This window comes from Mesorhizobium sp. B2-3-14 (assembly GCF_006442175.1).
Lineage (GTDB): Bacteria > Pseudomonadota > Alphaproteobacteria > Rhizobiales > Rhizobiaceae > Mesorhizobium > Mesorhizobium australicum.
Genome location: NZ_VFVP01000004.1, coordinates 215,167 through 229,798, shown reverse-complemented (window position 1 = coordinate 229,798; position 14,632 = coordinate 215,167). Strand labels below are relative to the sequence as shown.

Here is a 14,632-nt window from a genome sequence, read left to right as displayed (position 1 = left end):
GGTTTTTCATGTCAGCTGACTGGTCGCTTGGTCCGGCATCTGGACGCCGCGTGCGCGACAGCCGCTATTCTCCGGTTTCTTCCCGCTTGCTGCCTCTGCGGTACATAGCCAACAGATCATCCACGGTCGGCTCCCGTTCAGGCATGGGTGGCAGGCCGCGTACCTTTCGCAGCATGGAGACAAAAGCACCGCGTTGGTATTTGCGGCGAAACTCGACGGATCTCGGATGAACGCCGCATGCAGCCCAAACCCTGCGTTTCAGATAACTGGATTTCTTCAGGCGAGACGGCACCGCCGCCGCGGCAAGAACGTTGACACGCAGGTCGTCCGGTATGCGCATGCGGTCGATGAGTTCCTCCTGCTCCATTGCCGTGTCTTCGAGATAACTGCCGCTGCGCTGGCCGGAGAAGATACTCAGCACCGTCAGGTGCGGCATGGTCGCGATCACGGCTCCCTTTCGCCAGGCCCGGAAGAGCCAGTCCTGCGAACTTTCGCATGAGCATTCGCTGGCAGGCCGCCAGGGGCCGAGCCAGTCCAGCGACGCCCGCCTGACCACCTGTGCCGATCCGTATCCGGCCGTGACGACGGGATCGTAAAAACCGTCTTTGCCCATTCCGTAAATCGAGGTCTTGAGAGCATCGTCTCTCGTCCGCACCGGTTCGATGATGGCGCCACGAGCGATGACGACATCCGCGCCGGTCGCATCGATCCATCCCGTGGTTGCCGCCAGATGATCCGGAAACCAGAGGTCGTCGTGATTGAGCACGGCGACAAGCCGGCCGCGCGCCCTGGCAAAACCGATATTATTGGGGCCGGATTGCTCGCCGAAATTGACGGGCAGGTCGATATAGAAGATGCGCGGATCGGCGAATTCGGCGATGATCGCCGGTGTCTCAGGGCGACAGTCGTCGCCGATCACCAGAATTTCAAAATCCTGCAGCGTCTGGCGCAAGACGCTGAACAGCGTCTGTCGCAAGGCTGCGGGACGATTGTGGGTGGCGATCACCACCGAGACGAGCGGCACGCGCTGCCCTGTTGCATCGAACAAGCGCGATCCTTCCACGCTACACCAGCTTGTAGGGGATTTGTTCGGTGTCCGGTGGCAGGCGCCAATGGTCGGGCGCGTCGTAGGCATAGGCCTTGTCGACGAGATTGAGCAGCAGGGCGATCTCCGGCCCGAGTGCCGTCACGCCGTGCCACACGCCTGGCGGGATTATGACGATCGCCGGCCGCAACGCGCCGAGTATCTTGTGCCACACCGTGCCGAAACTGGGCGAAGCCTTCCGGCCGTCATAGAGCGATATGCGGACGCTACCGGCACAGCAGAACAGCCGATCCAGCGTCACCCTGTGCGCATGCCAGCCGGTTACCGCGCCTGGATACATCGTGCGTTGAAACACCTGGCCGACAGGCGATGGATCAAGTCCCCACTCATCCCGAAAGACCTCGGTCAAATAGCCGTTGGATGTAGCGACCGGCCTGATTTCCTTGATTGTGACGCCATCGATCGACGGCGGATCGATGGCAAGCCAGTCTGATGTCACCGTCTGCCGGTCGGGTGTCCCAGTCGCCATCCAGCCAACCGGCATCGCATGGTCGTCACTGCTCATGTCCAAATCCCCCAGTCTGACGGTTTGATATGGGTTTGCCCCATCACTGGCAAGCCGGGCCCCGTTAACAAAAACCCGTGGGATCGCTCCCACGGGTTTTTGGTCGCCTGAGACATTTCTGTTCCCCAAAGTCAAGGAAGCAGGATTCTAGGGATCAGGGGGTGCCGCCGCCGGGAATGCCGGGCGCCAGCTTGCTGGCTCCGTTGATGATCTGGCTGAGGAAGTTCTGGTCCTTGCCGCCGGTTGGCGTGGTGCGCGAAATGAAGTCGAAGATCTTGCCGTCCTTCAAGCCGTAATTGGCGATCTGGGTGACGCGGCTGTCCGGGCCGAAATAGACCGCCAGCACTTTCTGGTCGACCAGCCTCGGCTTGTCGAACGCGACGTAGCGCTTGCGCGTCTGCGAAATATAGTAAAACGCCTCATTGTCGAAAGTCGCCGTGGTCGACGGCGTGCCGAGTGCAAGGAGCACCTGCTCGCGGCTGGAACCGACCGGCACGGAATCGATCGCCTGCTGATCGAGGACATAGCCTTGCGTGAACGTCTCGCTCGGATTGAGGTCGCCGATCATCTTGTTGGTGTGGCATGCCGACAGCGCCGCTACGATAGCCAGCAGCGAGATCGCGCCGGCAGCCCTGGAATTGAAACTCGACTTGAAATTCAGCGCGCGCAACAACAATTCTCCATTATATCGCCGCAACTTGCGCTGGGCCGCAAAACCGGTAAACCAGCTTGCTTGCCGATGCAACAAGGCCAATTCAACAAACGGTCCCCGGAGACCATCCCCATGTTCCAGCGCCTTTTTGGCCGCGAACGCCACGCCAACCGCGCCATCACTGACGCGCTTTACGCACAAATCGTGGCGGCGGCGCGGCAGACTGTTTTTTATTCCCACTGGAATGTGCCGGACACGCCGCTTGGCCGTTTCGAGATGCTTTCGCTGCACATGTTCCTGGTCCAGCACCGCTTGCGCGGAGAGGACGGCGTGGCGCAAGAGATCGCGCAGGTGCTGATCGACGAATTCTTTCTCGACGTCGATCATTCGCTGCGGGAACTGGGCATTGGTGACGTGGGTGTGCCAAAACGCATGAAGAAGCTGGCGAAGATGTTCTATGGCCGCACCGCCGCCTATGATGATGCGCTGGAACGAAACGACCATGACGGTCTGACCGCGGCACTTGCCCGCAATGTCCGTCCCGACGCCGGCGGCTGGCCGGAAGCGTCACGTTTGGCCGGGTATGTCGCCGACGCCAGCCGGCAACTGAGTGCGCAGCCGACCGAATCGATCGTTGCCGGCACTGTGGCGTTTCCCGTAGCCAACGGAGGCTGATCGATGAAAAACGTGGATATGCAAAGTCCGGTATCCTTTTTCGCCAATGTCGCGCGTCTGCCGCACAAAGGGCTGCCGGTTGTGATCGAGGCCGATGCCGCGCAGCGCGCGGCACTTGCCGAGGCCCATGGGCTGCTGTCGGTCGAAGCCTATCGCGCCGAACTGCTGGTTACGTCATGGAAGCGCAACGGCGTTAAGGTCAGCGGCCGTGTCGAGGCGGACATTACCCAGGCCTGCATCGTCACGCTCGACCCCATCGAAGCGCATGTTGAAGAGCCGTTCGAGGCGCTGCTCTTGCCCGAGGACTCCAAACTCGGACGGCAGGGATTCGAAGGTGGCGGCGAAATCCTGCTCGATGCCGACGGCCCCGACAGTCCCGAGACATTTTCGGGCGACACCATCGATGTCGGGGCACTTGCCGAACAGTTCTTCGGCTTGGCCATCGATCCGTATCCGCGCAAGCCCGGCGCCTCGATCGGCGCCGATGACGACACCGGACCGGCCGAGAATGAATTTCAGCAAAAACTGCGATCCTTGCTGCGAAAATCCTGAAAACCTCGCTCGCGACGGAAAAGTCGGTTGTGCGACAGCCTAAAACCGCTATTTTCGCCGAACCTTTGCGATCACTAAAACGACTTGCCGCCTAACCGTGAGATGAATACCGCGTGATCAGGATTTCCATCGATGCCATGGGCGGCGATCACGGACCAGCCGTGGTCATTCCGGCGCTCATGACGGTCGCGACCCGCCGTCCCGACATCCGCTTCGTCATCTACGGACGTGAGGAACTGGTGCGCCCGGAACTCGCCAAATTCCCCAAATTGTCCGAGGTCAGCGAGTTCTTCCACTGCGAGATCGCGGTCAGGATGGATGACAAGCCGAGCCAGGCGCTGCGCCATGGCCGCTGGAAATCGTCGATGTGGAAGGCGGTCGAGGCGGTGAAGTCGGGCGCCGCGGATGCATGCATCTCCGCCGGCAATACCGGCGCGCTGATGGCGATGTCTAAATTCTGCCTGCGCACCATGGCGACCATCGACCGCCCGGCGATCGCGGCATTATGGCCGACATTGCGCGGCGAAAGCGTGGTTCTGGACGTCGGCGCCACCATCGGCGCCGACGCGCACCAGCTCATTGATTTTGCCATTCTCGGCACCGGCATGGCGCGTTCCGTGTTCGGCATCGCCCGACCCACGGTTGGCCTGCTCAATGTCGGTGTGGAGGAGATCAAGGGCCAGGAAGAGGTCAAGGAGGCGGGACGCATGTTGCGCGAAGCCAATATGGCCTCGATGAATTACCATGGCTTTGTCGAAGGCGACGATATCGGCAAGGGTACGGTCGACGTCGTCGTGACGGAAGGCTTTGCCGGCAATATTGCTCTCAAGACGGCGGAAGGCACCGCGCGCCAGATAGCTGGCTATCTACGCGCCGCGATGAGCCGCACCCTTATGGCCAAGATCGGCTATGTCTTTGCCAAGGGCGCCTTCGACCGCCTGCGCGAAAAGATGGATGTCGGCCGCTCCAATGGCGGCGTCTTCCTGGGGCTGAACGGCATCGTCGTCAAAAGCCATGGCGGTGCCGACTCGGACGGTTTCGCCGCGGCGATCGAACTCGGCTATGACATGGTGCGCAACAATCTGCTTGATCGCATCGAGGCCGACCTCGACCTGTTTCATGCGCGCAACCCGCATGCCCTGACATCAAGGAAATCCGACGTCGTTACCGACGCAAGGGAATAGGAAAGAATTTTGATCAGATCAGTTGTGCGCGGCACGGGCGCCGCGCTGCCCCGCCGCATCATGAAGAATGCCGATTTTGAAGGTATGGTCGAGACCTCCGACGAGTGGATCGCTCAGCGCACCGGCATCCGCCAGCGCCATATCGCGGCTGATGACGAGACGACGGCTTCGCTGGGCGAGGCCGCGGCGCGTGCCGCCCTTGCCGATGCGGGATTGACCCCGGGCGACATCGATCTGGTCGTGCTGGCGACCTCGACCCCCAACAACACGTTCCCGGCTACCGCGGTCGAGATCCAGAACCGGCTCGGCATGCAGCACGGTTTTGCCTTCGACATGCAGGCGGTATGCTCGGGTTTCGTCTATGCGGTGACGACAGCCGATCTCTACATCCGCGGTGGTCTGGCAAAGCGCGTGCTGGTGATAGGCTCGGAGACCTTCTCACGCATCCTCGACTGGAGCGATCGCTCGACCTGCGTGCTGTTCGGCGATGGCGCCGGTGCGGTCGTTCTGGAAGCCGGTGAGGGGGCCGGCACGATCGCCGATCGCGGCGTCCTGGCGGCCAGCCTGCGTTCCGACGGCTCGCACAAGGAAAAGCTTTTCGTCGACGGCGGACCGTCGACGACGGGCACGGTCGGTCATCTGCGCATGGAGGGCCGCGAGGTCTTCAAGCACGCGGTCGGCATGATCACCGATGTCATCGAGGCGACCTTCTCGACCGCCGGTATTACCGCCGACGATCTCGACTGGTTCGTGCCCCATCAGGCCAATAAACGGATTATTGACGCTTCGGCAAAAAAGCTTGGGATAGCAGAGCAAAAAGTGGTGGTGACCGTCGATTTGCACGGTAACACCTCGGCTGCTTCCGTACCGCTGGCGCTGTCGGTGGCCGTCGCCGACGGCCGCATCAAGAAGGGAGATCTGGTGCTCCTGGAGGCGATGGGCGGCGGCTTCACCTGGGGCGCCGTTCTGGTTCGCTGGTAAGTGCAGAACGGTCCGGTTTCGGTCCTTGACCTTGCCGGATCAATTACTTAGGCTCTGCCGTTGTTGTGCCGATTTTATGTTTGAGCTGATGGGACGGTCGCATGGGGGGAAAGACACTTACGCGCGCCGACCTTGCCGAGGCCGTCTACCGAAAGGTCGGTCTGTCGCGCACTGAATCCGCCGAACTCGTCGAGGCGGTGCTGGATGAAATCTGCGAAGCGATCGTGCGCGGCGAGACGGTGAAGCTGTCGTCCTTCGCGACATTTCATGTCCGCTCCAAGAATGAGCGGATCGGGCGCAATCCCAAGACCGGGGAGGAAGTACCGATCCTGCCGCGCCGGGTGATGACCTTCAAATCGTCCAACGTCCTGAAGAACCGCATCCTGCGTTCCCACCAGAACAGCAAGGCCAAGGGCGGCAAATAGCCTCCATTGCACGGTTGAAAACCGGCTCCGCGACAACGGCGGACTTGAATATTGCTTCACAAACCGCTGAAATAAGGCCCGATTCGGCAGCATGGCCGGATGGGTGTTCTGGCTTATGATCGATTCCGCACCTGCGGAACTAGCTCTTCTCATTGTTGAGCGGGATCTCGTCGGAGCACCGTTCCGGGCTACACGCCAGCGTGAGGATTTCGCCCATGGACAAGAGCCCTGACGCCTTCCGCACCATCAGCGAGGTCGCTGAAGATCTCGACCTGCCACAGCATGTGCTGCGTTTCTGGGAGACGCGCTTCAACCAGATCAAGCCGATGAAGCGTGGCGGCGGCCGCCGCTACTACCGGCCGCAGGATGTCGAACTGATCAAGGGCATCCGCCATATGCTCTATGACCAGGGCTACACCATCAAGGGCGTGCAAAAGCTGCTGCGGGAAAACGGCAATCATTTTCTGGTCGCCATCGGCAATGGCGACATGGCCGCCGTCGAGGCGATCTCGCAGCGCAAGCAGGCCGATCAGGTGCCGCTGACGCCGGCAGCCCAACCGCGCGGCGGAGATGACGAACTGGTTGGCCAGCCAAGGGTCAAGCCCAGCCGCCGCTTTTTCGGCCTGGGCAAGGGCGACGAGGAAGGTCCGGTTGCGCCGGACGCGTCGAAGCTCTCGCGTGACAACCGCGCGCTGCTGCAGGAAGCGCTTTTTGACCTCCTGGAATGCAAGCGCCTGCTCGACCAGGTGCGCTGACCGCCGCGAAGCGCTTTAAAGCCTCGAAACTGGAACTCGCTTTGGGGTGAGGCGTTACGTTTCCTTCTGCAAGACAAGGAAACGCATGATGGCATCATTTTCGACCCTTTCGGACATCGACCTCGAAAAGCAGGTCGCGGCTCTCTCGAGGGAACTCGCCGCGTTGCGCAAGGCAGTGTCGAAGCGGGGTGGCGCTTACTATGACGACGGCCGTGATGCTGCTCTTGATACGTATTCGGATCTTGCGGAGCGTCTGCGCGATGCCATGCCGGCAATCCGCAAACAGGGCAGGGTGATCGAGAAATCGGCACGCGAACATCCGGCGGCGGCCGCAGCGGTCGGCCTTGTCGTACTCGGTCTGGTCGCCAGCCTGCTGTTCAGCCGGCGCTGACTGCTACCCAAGAATTTCCAGAGAGAAAATGGCGGCTCGCCCTCCGGGCGCGGCCGCTATTCCCATTGACGTCAGCGGTTGCGATACCGCTCCGGAATCTGGCCGAAGCGCGTCGGCATAGAGGCGCACGGCACCGCTGTGCTGCCGGTGCAGAAAGGCGGATCGATCGATCCGCCACAGCCGCTCGATTTCCGCGGCGATCGCCGGGTTTGTCTAGTAGTCCCGGCCTGGCATTGTGACCAGGAGAAAACCAGCCTTGGACAAGAAGCCAGGGCTGGTCTTCTCGTTGCGGTGCTTAGGCCTTGTTGCCCATCTTCTTCATGTGATGATGGTGGTGGCGATGATGGTGACGGTGATGATGGTGGTGACGATGGTGATGATGCTTTGCCATTGAGGCCGCGTCCGCGCTTGTCGCGCCGACCACCGGCACCGCGAAAGCCATTGCAGCTGCAAGCCCGAGGGCCGAGAGGAGGGATTTCTTCATTGGATCGTTTCCTTTTTCGCAAGCAGGTATCGATCGGGCCGATATCCCGACCGCCGCGAACGGAATTACGCTCCTGAATTTTTTCGTCAGTATTTCCCGATTGTAGAATCTTGTTTCTGAACTGTTTCCCAGGAACCGGCTTCCTGCCCCATGATCGCCAGGGCCGAAGCCGGCTGCTTTGGCTTACATGGGCGGGATCACACCATTGTTTCCGACCACGACGCGGCTGGAACTCAGCGTGCCGTCCGCCTCGCGCTGAGCGGTAACGAAGACCGTCGCACTTGGTTTGAGATCGGTCGGGGCGGCCGGCGCGAACGTCACGACAGGCGTTCCGTCGGGGATCGAGATATTCTTCGTCTGCCCATTGTCATAGGTCAGCGTCACGGCACGCCCGTTTATGTCGGTGACGTCCGCGACGGTCCCGTTGGTCATGCGGCTGTTCGGCTCCAGGTCCCAAGGGCGATCACCCTCTCCAGTGCCTTTCAAGGCCGCTGGAAAGACCACCACTTCCAGCGCGCCGCTGCCGCCGTCAGCCTTGGAGACGGAGGCGATGCCGACGAAATCGCCCTGCTTAATGTCTTTTACCGATGCGTTGGCGACGCCTGAAAGCTTCCAGCCGTCTTTCAGCTTGATCGCGGCCGTATCGCCTTGACGGGTTTTCACGGTCAGCAGCGACGGCTCGAAACTGACCACCGTGCCGCGCACGCGCAATGTGTCCGCCGCGTGCGCGCTGGCTACACCGATGCCGGAAAGCATGGAAATGGTGCCGAGCACGAGGAGAGGTGTCTTGAGGTTCATTGGAGTATCCTTTTGGGAAAGGCTGGCCGGAAGGAATGGTTTCACGCCAGCGACGTCGAGATAACGAACGGGTGGGGCGAAACTGCCGGGCAAAACCCGCTCGCGCGTTCAAAACAACTTGATCGGGACAGGGCGTGGCAGCCCCATGGGCATCCGGGTCACGATGCCGTGACGGCCAGATTGGCGCTTGGCAAATCGCTGGCGAGAGGGCATCTTCCTGCTCGTCTCAGGCAACATCCCATTTTGATCAAACGCTTTCAGCCAACGGAGTTGCCAATGCCCAACAATGCAAAAAGCCACGCCCCCTCCGAACCATTAGCCAACGAGATCGGACCGGACTACAACGCCCTCAGGGCAATGCGGGAAACGCGCGGGTACAGCCTCGAAGCGCTTTCGCTGACCTGCGGCCTCTCGGTCGAAGAAATCGAGGATATCGAGAGCGGCCGGGCGGCCGACCCGGCGAAGCTGCGTCGTATTGCGTCCGCGCTTCGTCTGCCGCAGGAAGCTCCTATTGCTTCCGCCGTACCGACGCTGGCCGCACAAGGCCGGCCTCAGGCATAGAATCGGCGCCAGGCATGCGCGAGAAACCCGCCAAGGTCCGCTTGGCGGGCTTCTTGTGGATGCCATGGCGTTCGCCTGCAGGCCGGGCTTGCCGATTTGCAGAACTTGCCGGTTTGCAGATTGCACGTGTCCATATGCGCGGCACCCATCCGCGCCAATCGCATCCGCCGTGCAGCGGGTCTGAACCGTGAGTTTTTCGACATGAGCCTGGATTCCGTCGGTGCCTTCTTCGCGGCTCGCGCGCCTGATATCGAGGTCGTCGTCACGCAATCAAGTTCGGCGACGGTGGCGCTGGCGGCGGAGGCGCATGGTGTGTTGCCGGCGCAGATCGCCAAGACGATCTGTCTTCGCGTCGGCGAGCGCACCATGCTGGTCGTGACCAGCGGCATCGCCAGGCTCGACAACCGCAAGTTTAAGGACCAGTTCGGCGGCAAGCCGCGCATGCTGGACGCGCAAGAGGTTGTCGCTGCCACGAGCCATCCGGTCGGCGGCGTCTGCCCGTTCGGCCTGCCGTCGCCGCTGCCGGTTTATTGCGACGTCTCGCTGCGCCAATTCGACGAAGTCGTCCCCGCCGCCGGCGCCACCAATGCCGCTGTCCGGATTGTACCACAGCGCATGGCCGATCTTACCGGTGCCGAGTGGGTCGATGTGTGCCAAGCGTAGCGCCGGATCCAATCCAGAGCCGGCGGGCAAAGGAACAGGCGATTCGAAAATTGGGTGATGCGGCAGGGCGGACTTTTGGGGACAAGTCCTGCATAAAATGGTCGGAGTGGCCGGATTCGAACCGACGACCCCTTGACCCCCAGTCAAGTGCGCTACCGGGCTGCGCTACACTCCGGACCGGTCGCGATGTATCGTGATAACCCGGCTCGGGTCAACCGAAATTCGGCGTTAATCGTGCCGGTGCGGATGTGATGGCTGGTGGACCCGGCAATACCGGCCGCAATAGCCGCTGATGGCGGTATTCGAGCGCTATGGCGCCCCAGATCAAGCCGAGCAGCAGATACATATGGCGCCAGTGGTCGATGTCGATGAAGGTGCCGAGCCCGACATTGCCGATGAAGGCGACGTAGGCGCATAGGAGGTAAGGCTGCCACGGCCGGTCGCGCAGCAGGATGCGGAATCCGGCTGAGATCGTCCAGATGACCAGCGTCAGGAACGAGACGAAGCCGAGCCAGCCATAGTCCATCAGCATCTTCAGCCAGATGTCGTGTGTGTCCTCGCCGAAGATCGTGCCGAAGACCAGCGGCCCGATGCCGAATGGGTGCTCCATCGCCATCTGAAAACCGAGCGTGTAGCGGGCGAAGCGGCCCAGGCGTGCGGTGTCGTAGCTCTGTTCCAGATGCGCGCGGCTGGAGAACATCTCCGACACACCGGGCAGTTGCAAGATGATGATGATTGCGATGGCCAGCAGCGACAGCGCGGCGATCGTCATGATCACCACCCGGAGCCGGAACATGCCGCTGGCGCTCTGCAGGAACAGGCAGCCGGTGAGCAGGATGGCCGAGACCGCGAACATGCCCCAGGCACCACGCGAGAAGGAGAAGAAAATGCCGGCGCTGATGATCAGCAGCGGCACAGCCAGCAGCGGCATACGCGTGACTGGGCCCGTCAGCAGCAAATAAAGCAGATAGATGCCGGGCAGCACCAGGAACGGCCCGAACACATTCGGGTCCTGGAAGGCGCCGGCGGCGCGGTCGTATTTGGTGAAAATTTCGGCACCGGGGAAGGCGTGGAAATAGCCCGCTATGCCAAGCAGCGACGTCGCCACCGCTGAAACGACATAGGCATTGAAGATCAGCCGGTAGAGGTTCGGCTGCGTGGCCGTAACCGATGCGAAAAACACCGCGCTGAAAGCGAGAAACAGCGACACGGCAAGATAAAGCGGGGTGTTGGCGAGATCCGCCATCTGCGTCATGGAAATCATGCCGCCGATGTTCATCGTCACCAGCAGCACCAGAAGCGGCATGGCCGCGCGCGATATCCTCAGGCCGAACAGCGCCCAGATGGCGATCAGCGCGGCCATGTAGATTTCGTAAGGCGCCGGCTCGCTGATGACGAAGCCGGACAGAAGAATGCCGAGCACGACCGCGCTCGAGGAGATCAGCGTGATCAGCTTGGCGTTGACCGCCGCGCGCGGCAGATCATGGCTGATCGCGCTCAATAGGCGTTTTCCGTGTTCAAGAGCCGGACCGGCGTCAGGAACAGGATCCGCAGGTCGAAAAGCAGCGACCAGTTCTCGATGTAGTAGAGGTCGTATTCCGTCCGCATGCGGATCTTTTCATTGGTGTCCATCTCGCCGCGCCAGCCATTGATCTGCGCCCAGCCGGTGACCCCGGGCTTGACCTTGTGGCGCGCGAAATAGCCGTCGACCACCTCGTTGTAGAGCAGGTTGTGCGACTGCGCGGCAATGGCGTGCGGACGCGGACCGATGAGCGACAGTGAGCCCAGCAGCGAGTTGAAGAACTGCGGCAGTTCGTCGATAGAGGTCTTGCGGATGAAGCGGCCGACACGGGTGACGCGCGGATCGTTCTTGGTCACCGTCTGCTTGGCGGTCGGATCCGACCGGTCGGTGTACATGGAGCGGAACTTGTAGACCTCGATGATCTCGTTGTTGAAGCCATGCCGCTTCTGCTTGAACAGCACCGGTCCCTTGCTGTCGAGCTTGATGGCGATCGCGGCGGCCAGCATCACAGGCGAGAACACGACGATGCCGATGAGGCTGAAGATGATGTCGAAGGCGCGCTTGGCGACCGAATCCCAATCGTTGATCGGCTTGTCGAAGATGTCGAGCATCGGTACTGAACCGATGTAGGAGTAGGCGCGCGGACGGAATTGCAGCGCGTTGGAATGCGCCGACAGCCGGATGTCGACCGGCAGCACCCACAGTTTCTTCAGCAATTGCAGCACGCGCGATTCGGCGGTCAGCGGCAACGACACGATCAGCATGTCGATGCGGGCAATGCGGGCGAATTCGATCAGTTCCGAAATCGTGCCGAGCTTGGGATAACCGGCGACGAGGGATGGCGAACGCTTGTCGTTGCGATCGTCGAAGATGCCGCAGATGCGGATGTCGTTGTAAGGCTGCTTTTCCACCGAGCGGATGAGCACTTCCGCCGCCTTGCCGCCGCCGACGATGACGGCGCGCCGTTCCATGCTGCCATCGCGCGCCCAGCGCCGGATCAGCCTCGACATCACCAGCCTGAGACCGTAGAGGCAGATGAAGGCGACGACGAACCAGGTGCCGAACAGCAGGCGCGAATAGTCTTGCGACATCTTCATGGCGAATGCCGTCAGCGCCATCAGCGCGAAGGTGCCGGCCCAGACCAGCAGGATGCGCCCAAAATTGGCGAGCGGCCGCATCAGGGACACCACCTGGTAGCAGTCGGTGACATCGAGCAGCACCACGGCGAGGAACGATGCGGCGGCGATCGTCAGCGGATATTGCCAGGCGAGATAATTGAAGAATCCGACATAGTAGAAATAGACGCCGAGCCCCGAGACGAACAGCACCGCGAATTCGACCATGCGCAGCACGCCGCTGACCATGATCGGCGACATCGTATCGCGCCGGTATTGCGACGCGACCTGCCGGGCAACGTCGTTCATGCCGCCGGGCTTGTCGCCATCGGCAGGCCCGTCGAAGTGACGCACCGCTTCTGATGAAAAGCGGTGCGCGGGGTCGATCTCGTTCATGGAACAGTCCGCAAGCTTCCCAGGGTGATTAGCAAAAGAGAGCTAAGAAACCCTTGAAACAACCTGTGGCTTTGGACGGGCCCGAGCTAACTTTCGAGCGCGGCGAAGTAGGCCTTCTCGATTTCGGCGGCCATGACGTCGGCGCCGAAGCGCGCCCTGAGCGTGGATTCGTCAGGCATCAATCGGCGATAGGTGGCAAGGTCGCCCAGCGCCTGGCTCATTTTGTCGGCGAGCTCGGCCGGATCCGGGCGAATCAGGGCGGGGGAGCTTGAACCGAAAATCTCCGGTATGCCGCCGACCGAGGTCGCGATAACAGGTCTTGCCGCGGCAAGTGCCTCCAGCACGGTATAGGGCATGGCTTCCGCGCGCGAAGGAACGACGACGAGCGCCCCCAGCACAAAGGCCTCCCGGGCCGGCATTGGCGGCAGGAAACGGACATTGTCTTCAAGCCCGAGGCGTTTCACCTGCGCGCGGTAGCGGGGCAGGTCGTCGCCGTCGCCGACCATCACCGCACTCGGTGCGCGGCCGAGCCGGGGAGCGGCGGCGGCCAGGGCATCGATGAAGATATCCGGGCCCTTGAGGTCCCGCATCATGCCAATATAGAGCAAATCAGCCGCATCGGCCCTGGCGGCTACCGGCTCGAATTCGGTGGTGCGAAGTCCATTGTAGACCAGCGTGTTCGGGATCGGCGGTTCACCCACCTTCCTGCGGTAGGTCCGCCGCTCGTAGTCGGAGACGAACAGCAGGCAATCGGTGAAGCGCGCCATGAGATACTCGAGCGCGAAGAACAGCTTTCCGGTGGCTGTGTTCTCGTCATAGTGGAGAGAGCCGCCATGCGGCGAATAGAGGCGGGCTACGCGAGACCTTGATACCCGCAACAATGAGCCGAACAGACGGGCATAGGCGCCACCCTTGGCGCCATGTCCGTGCAGCACGTCCGGCCGCAATTCCTTGATGATCCTGTAGGTGCGCCGGGCCGAGGCGAGGTCGCCCGGGCCGACGTGACGCTGCATTGGCGTACGATGAACGCCGAGCGCCAGCATGTCCTTCATCTGCCCGAAAAGATGCTCCTCGAATTCACCGCCGGTGGTCGAGTCGCAGACGATGCCGACCATGTGGCCGGCGGCGACCTGCGCTTCCGCCAGGTCGCGCACGTGCCGGAAAATTCCTCCCACGGGTGAGCGAAAGCAGTGGACGATCCTGAGCTTGTCCGCCACGAGGTGTCTGTCAGAACAGACGTTCGCGGACGTAGACGGTATCTCCCGGCAGCAGGGGATCGGAGGTGACCACACGGCCAGTTATCACCTTGCCGTTGATATCGCGGGTGATGTCGACGCTCTCCTGGTTGGCGCGTGGCGTGAAGCCCCCGGCAATGGCGATGGCCTTCTGCACCGTCAGGCCGGGCACGTAGGAATACTGGCCGGCGGCGCCCACTTCGCCCATGACGAAGATCGGCCGGTAACGATCGATCTCGACCGAGACGTCGGGGTCGCGCAGATAGCCCTGCCGCAATTTGTCGGCGATCTCCTTTTCCATCTGCTGCGCGGTATGGCCCCGTGCCGGTATGGCGCCGACGAGCGGGAAGGAGATATAACCGGACTGGTCGACGCTATAGCTGTTGGTCAGGCCCTCCTGTTCGAACACAGTGACGCGGACCCGGTCGCCTGCGCCGAGGCGATAGGGCTGTTCGAGGACCTCGTGGAAGGCGGCCGGCGTCGGCCGGTAGCTGGAACAGCCGGCGAGCATCGAAACGGCAAGCAGTGCGCGAAACAGGGAAGCAGTGCTTTTCATGACCGGACAGGTACCTTCGACTGGCCGCTGCGATGTCGCAGCAAACATCTGGGATCGGGTCCGTTATCATCCTGTTA

General features: G+C 61.7%; 18 protein-coding genes and 1 tRNA gene. 10 read left to right on the top strand and 9 right to left on the bottom strand.

Going from position 1 to position 14,632, the window contains the following annotated elements; genetic code table 11:
* Window positions 1-64 precede the first annotated feature (64 nt).
* From FJ950_RS12880 to FJ950_RS12870, 3 genes are all read right to left on the bottom strand, one after another.
* Window positions 65-1,048, bottom strand: coding sequence for a glycosyltransferase family 2 protein (locus tag FJ950_RS12880; RefSeq protein ID WP_140617050.1), 984 nt, complete (start codon window positions 1,046-1,048; stop codon window positions 65-67).
* Window positions 1,049-1,064: 16 nt separating this feature from the next.
* Window positions 1,065-1,610 (bottom strand): dTDP-4-dehydrorhamnose 3,5-epimerase family protein, encoded by a 546-nt coding sequence (locus tag FJ950_RS12875; RefSeq protein ID WP_015318234.1) that lies wholly within the window; start codon window positions 1,608-1,610, stop codon window positions 1,065-1,067.
* 154 nt (window positions 1,611-1,764) lie between these two features.
* A complete protein-coding gene (locus FJ950_RS12870) occupies window positions 1,765-2,280 on the bottom strand; it encodes an outer membrane protein assembly factor BamE (RefSeq protein WP_140617049.1) in 516 nt (171 codons plus the stop codon).
* A gap of 114 nt (window positions 2,281-2,394) precedes the next feature.
* On the opposite strand from FJ950_RS12870, the gene FJ950_RS12865 reads away from it, so the two are divergent.
* The 8 genes from FJ950_RS12865 to FJ950_RS29490 all read left to right on the top strand — a co-directional run bounded on the left by FJ950_RS12865 (window position 2,395) and on the right by FJ950_RS29490 (window position 7,619).
* Complete coding sequence (locus tag FJ950_RS12865; RefSeq protein WP_015318232.1) at window positions 2,395-2,937, top strand: ubiquinol-cytochrome C chaperone family protein; 543 nt, start codon at window positions 2,395-2,397, stop codon at window positions 2,935-2,937.
* Window positions 2,938-2,940: 3 nt separating this feature from the next.
* A complete protein-coding gene (locus FJ950_RS12860) occupies window positions 2,941-3,489 on the top strand; it encodes a DUF177 domain-containing protein (protein WP_140617048.1) in 549 nt (182 codons plus the stop codon).
* Between the two features lie 113 nt (window positions 3,490-3,602).
* Window positions 3,603-4,673, top strand: a complete 1,071-nt coding sequence (gene plsX, locus FJ950_RS12855; protein ID WP_140617047.1) for a phosphate acyltransferase PlsX — start codon at window positions 3,603-3,605, stop codon at window positions 4,671-4,673.
* Window positions 4,674-4,682: 9 nt separating this feature from the next.
* Complete coding sequence (locus tag FJ950_RS12850; RefSeq protein WP_140617046.1) at window positions 4,683-5,654, top strand: beta-ketoacyl-ACP synthase III; 972 nt, start codon at window positions 4,683-4,685, stop codon at window positions 5,652-5,654.
* A gap of 101 nt (window positions 5,655-5,755) precedes the next feature.
* Complete coding sequence (locus FJ950_RS12845; protein WP_010915609.1) at window positions 5,756-6,079, top strand: integration host factor subunit alpha; 324 nt, start codon at window positions 5,756-5,758, stop codon at window positions 6,077-6,079.
* Window positions 6,080-6,294: 215 nt separating this feature from the next.
* Window positions 6,295-6,834, top strand: coding sequence for a MerR family transcriptional regulator (locus tag FJ950_RS12840; RefSeq protein ID WP_015318228.1), 540 nt, complete (start codon window positions 6,295-6,297; stop codon window positions 6,832-6,834).
* Between the two features lie 88 nt (window positions 6,835-6,922).
* Window positions 6,923-7,225: a hypothetical protein gene (locus FJ950_RS12835; RefSeq protein WP_140617045.1), complete on the top strand. Its 303-nt coding sequence runs from the start codon at window positions 6,923-6,925 to the stop codon at window positions 7,223-7,225.
* 256 nt (window positions 7,226-7,481) lie between these two features.
* Window positions 7,482-7,619: a hypothetical protein gene (locus FJ950_RS29490; RefSeq protein WP_157163662.1), complete on the top strand. Its 138-nt coding sequence runs from the start codon at window positions 7,482-7,484 to the stop codon at window positions 7,617-7,619.
* 273 nt (window positions 7,620-7,892) lie between these two features.
* On the opposite strand, the gene FJ950_RS12830 is transcribed toward FJ950_RS29490, so the two are convergent.
* Window positions 7,893-8,507: a hypothetical protein gene (locus FJ950_RS12830; RefSeq protein ID WP_015318225.1), complete on the bottom strand. Its 615-nt coding sequence runs from the start codon at window positions 8,505-8,507 to the stop codon at window positions 7,893-7,895.
* A 276-nt stretch (window positions 8,508-8,783) separates the two neighbouring features.
* Between FJ950_RS12830 and FJ950_RS12825 the strand changes: the two genes are divergently transcribed.
* Together FJ950_RS12825 and FJ950_RS12820 are read left to right on the top strand one after the other, a co-directional pair.
* Complete coding sequence (locus FJ950_RS12825; RefSeq protein ID WP_015318224.1) at window positions 8,784-9,068, top strand: helix-turn-helix transcriptional regulator; 285 nt, start codon at window positions 8,784-8,786, stop codon at window positions 9,066-9,068.
* 201 nt (window positions 9,069-9,269) lie between these two features.
* Window positions 9,270-9,731: a YbaK/EbsC family protein gene (locus tag FJ950_RS12820; protein ID WP_140617044.1), complete on the top strand. Its 462-nt coding sequence runs from the start codon at window positions 9,270-9,272 to the stop codon at window positions 9,729-9,731.
* A gap of 98 nt (window positions 9,732-9,829) precedes the next feature.
* Here FJ950_RS12820 and FJ950_RS12815 read toward each other — a convergent pair.
* The 5 genes from FJ950_RS12815 to FJ950_RS12795 form a co-directional block, all read right to left on the bottom strand.
* Window positions 9,830-9,906 (bottom strand) — tRNA-Pro (locus FJ950_RS12815).
* A gap of 36 nt (window positions 9,907-9,942) precedes the next feature.
* On the bottom strand, window positions 9,943-11,232 hold the full coding sequence (locus FJ950_RS12810; protein ID WP_140617043.1) for an O-antigen ligase family protein: 1,290 nt from the start codon (window positions 11,230-11,232) through the stop codon (window positions 9,943-9,945).
* Complete coding sequence (locus tag FJ950_RS12805; RefSeq protein ID WP_140617042.1) at window positions 11,229-12,764, bottom strand: undecaprenyl-phosphate glucose phosphotransferase; 1,536 nt, start codon at window positions 12,762-12,764, stop codon at window positions 11,229-11,231. Before FJ950_RS12805 ends, FJ950_RS12810 begins: the two co-directional genes overlap by 4 nt.
* Window positions 12,765-12,850: 86 nt before the next feature.
* Window positions 12,851-13,981, bottom strand: a complete 1,131-nt coding sequence (locus tag FJ950_RS12800; protein WP_140617041.1) for a glycosyltransferase — start codon at window positions 13,979-13,981, stop codon at window positions 12,851-12,853.
* 10 nt (window positions 13,982-13,991) lie between these two features.
* A complete protein-coding gene (locus FJ950_RS12795; RefSeq protein ID WP_041163468.1) occupies window positions 13,992-14,555 on the bottom strand; it encodes a polysaccharide biosynthesis/export family protein in 564 nt (187 codons plus the stop codon).
* Window positions 14,556-14,632 lie beyond the last annotated feature (77 nt).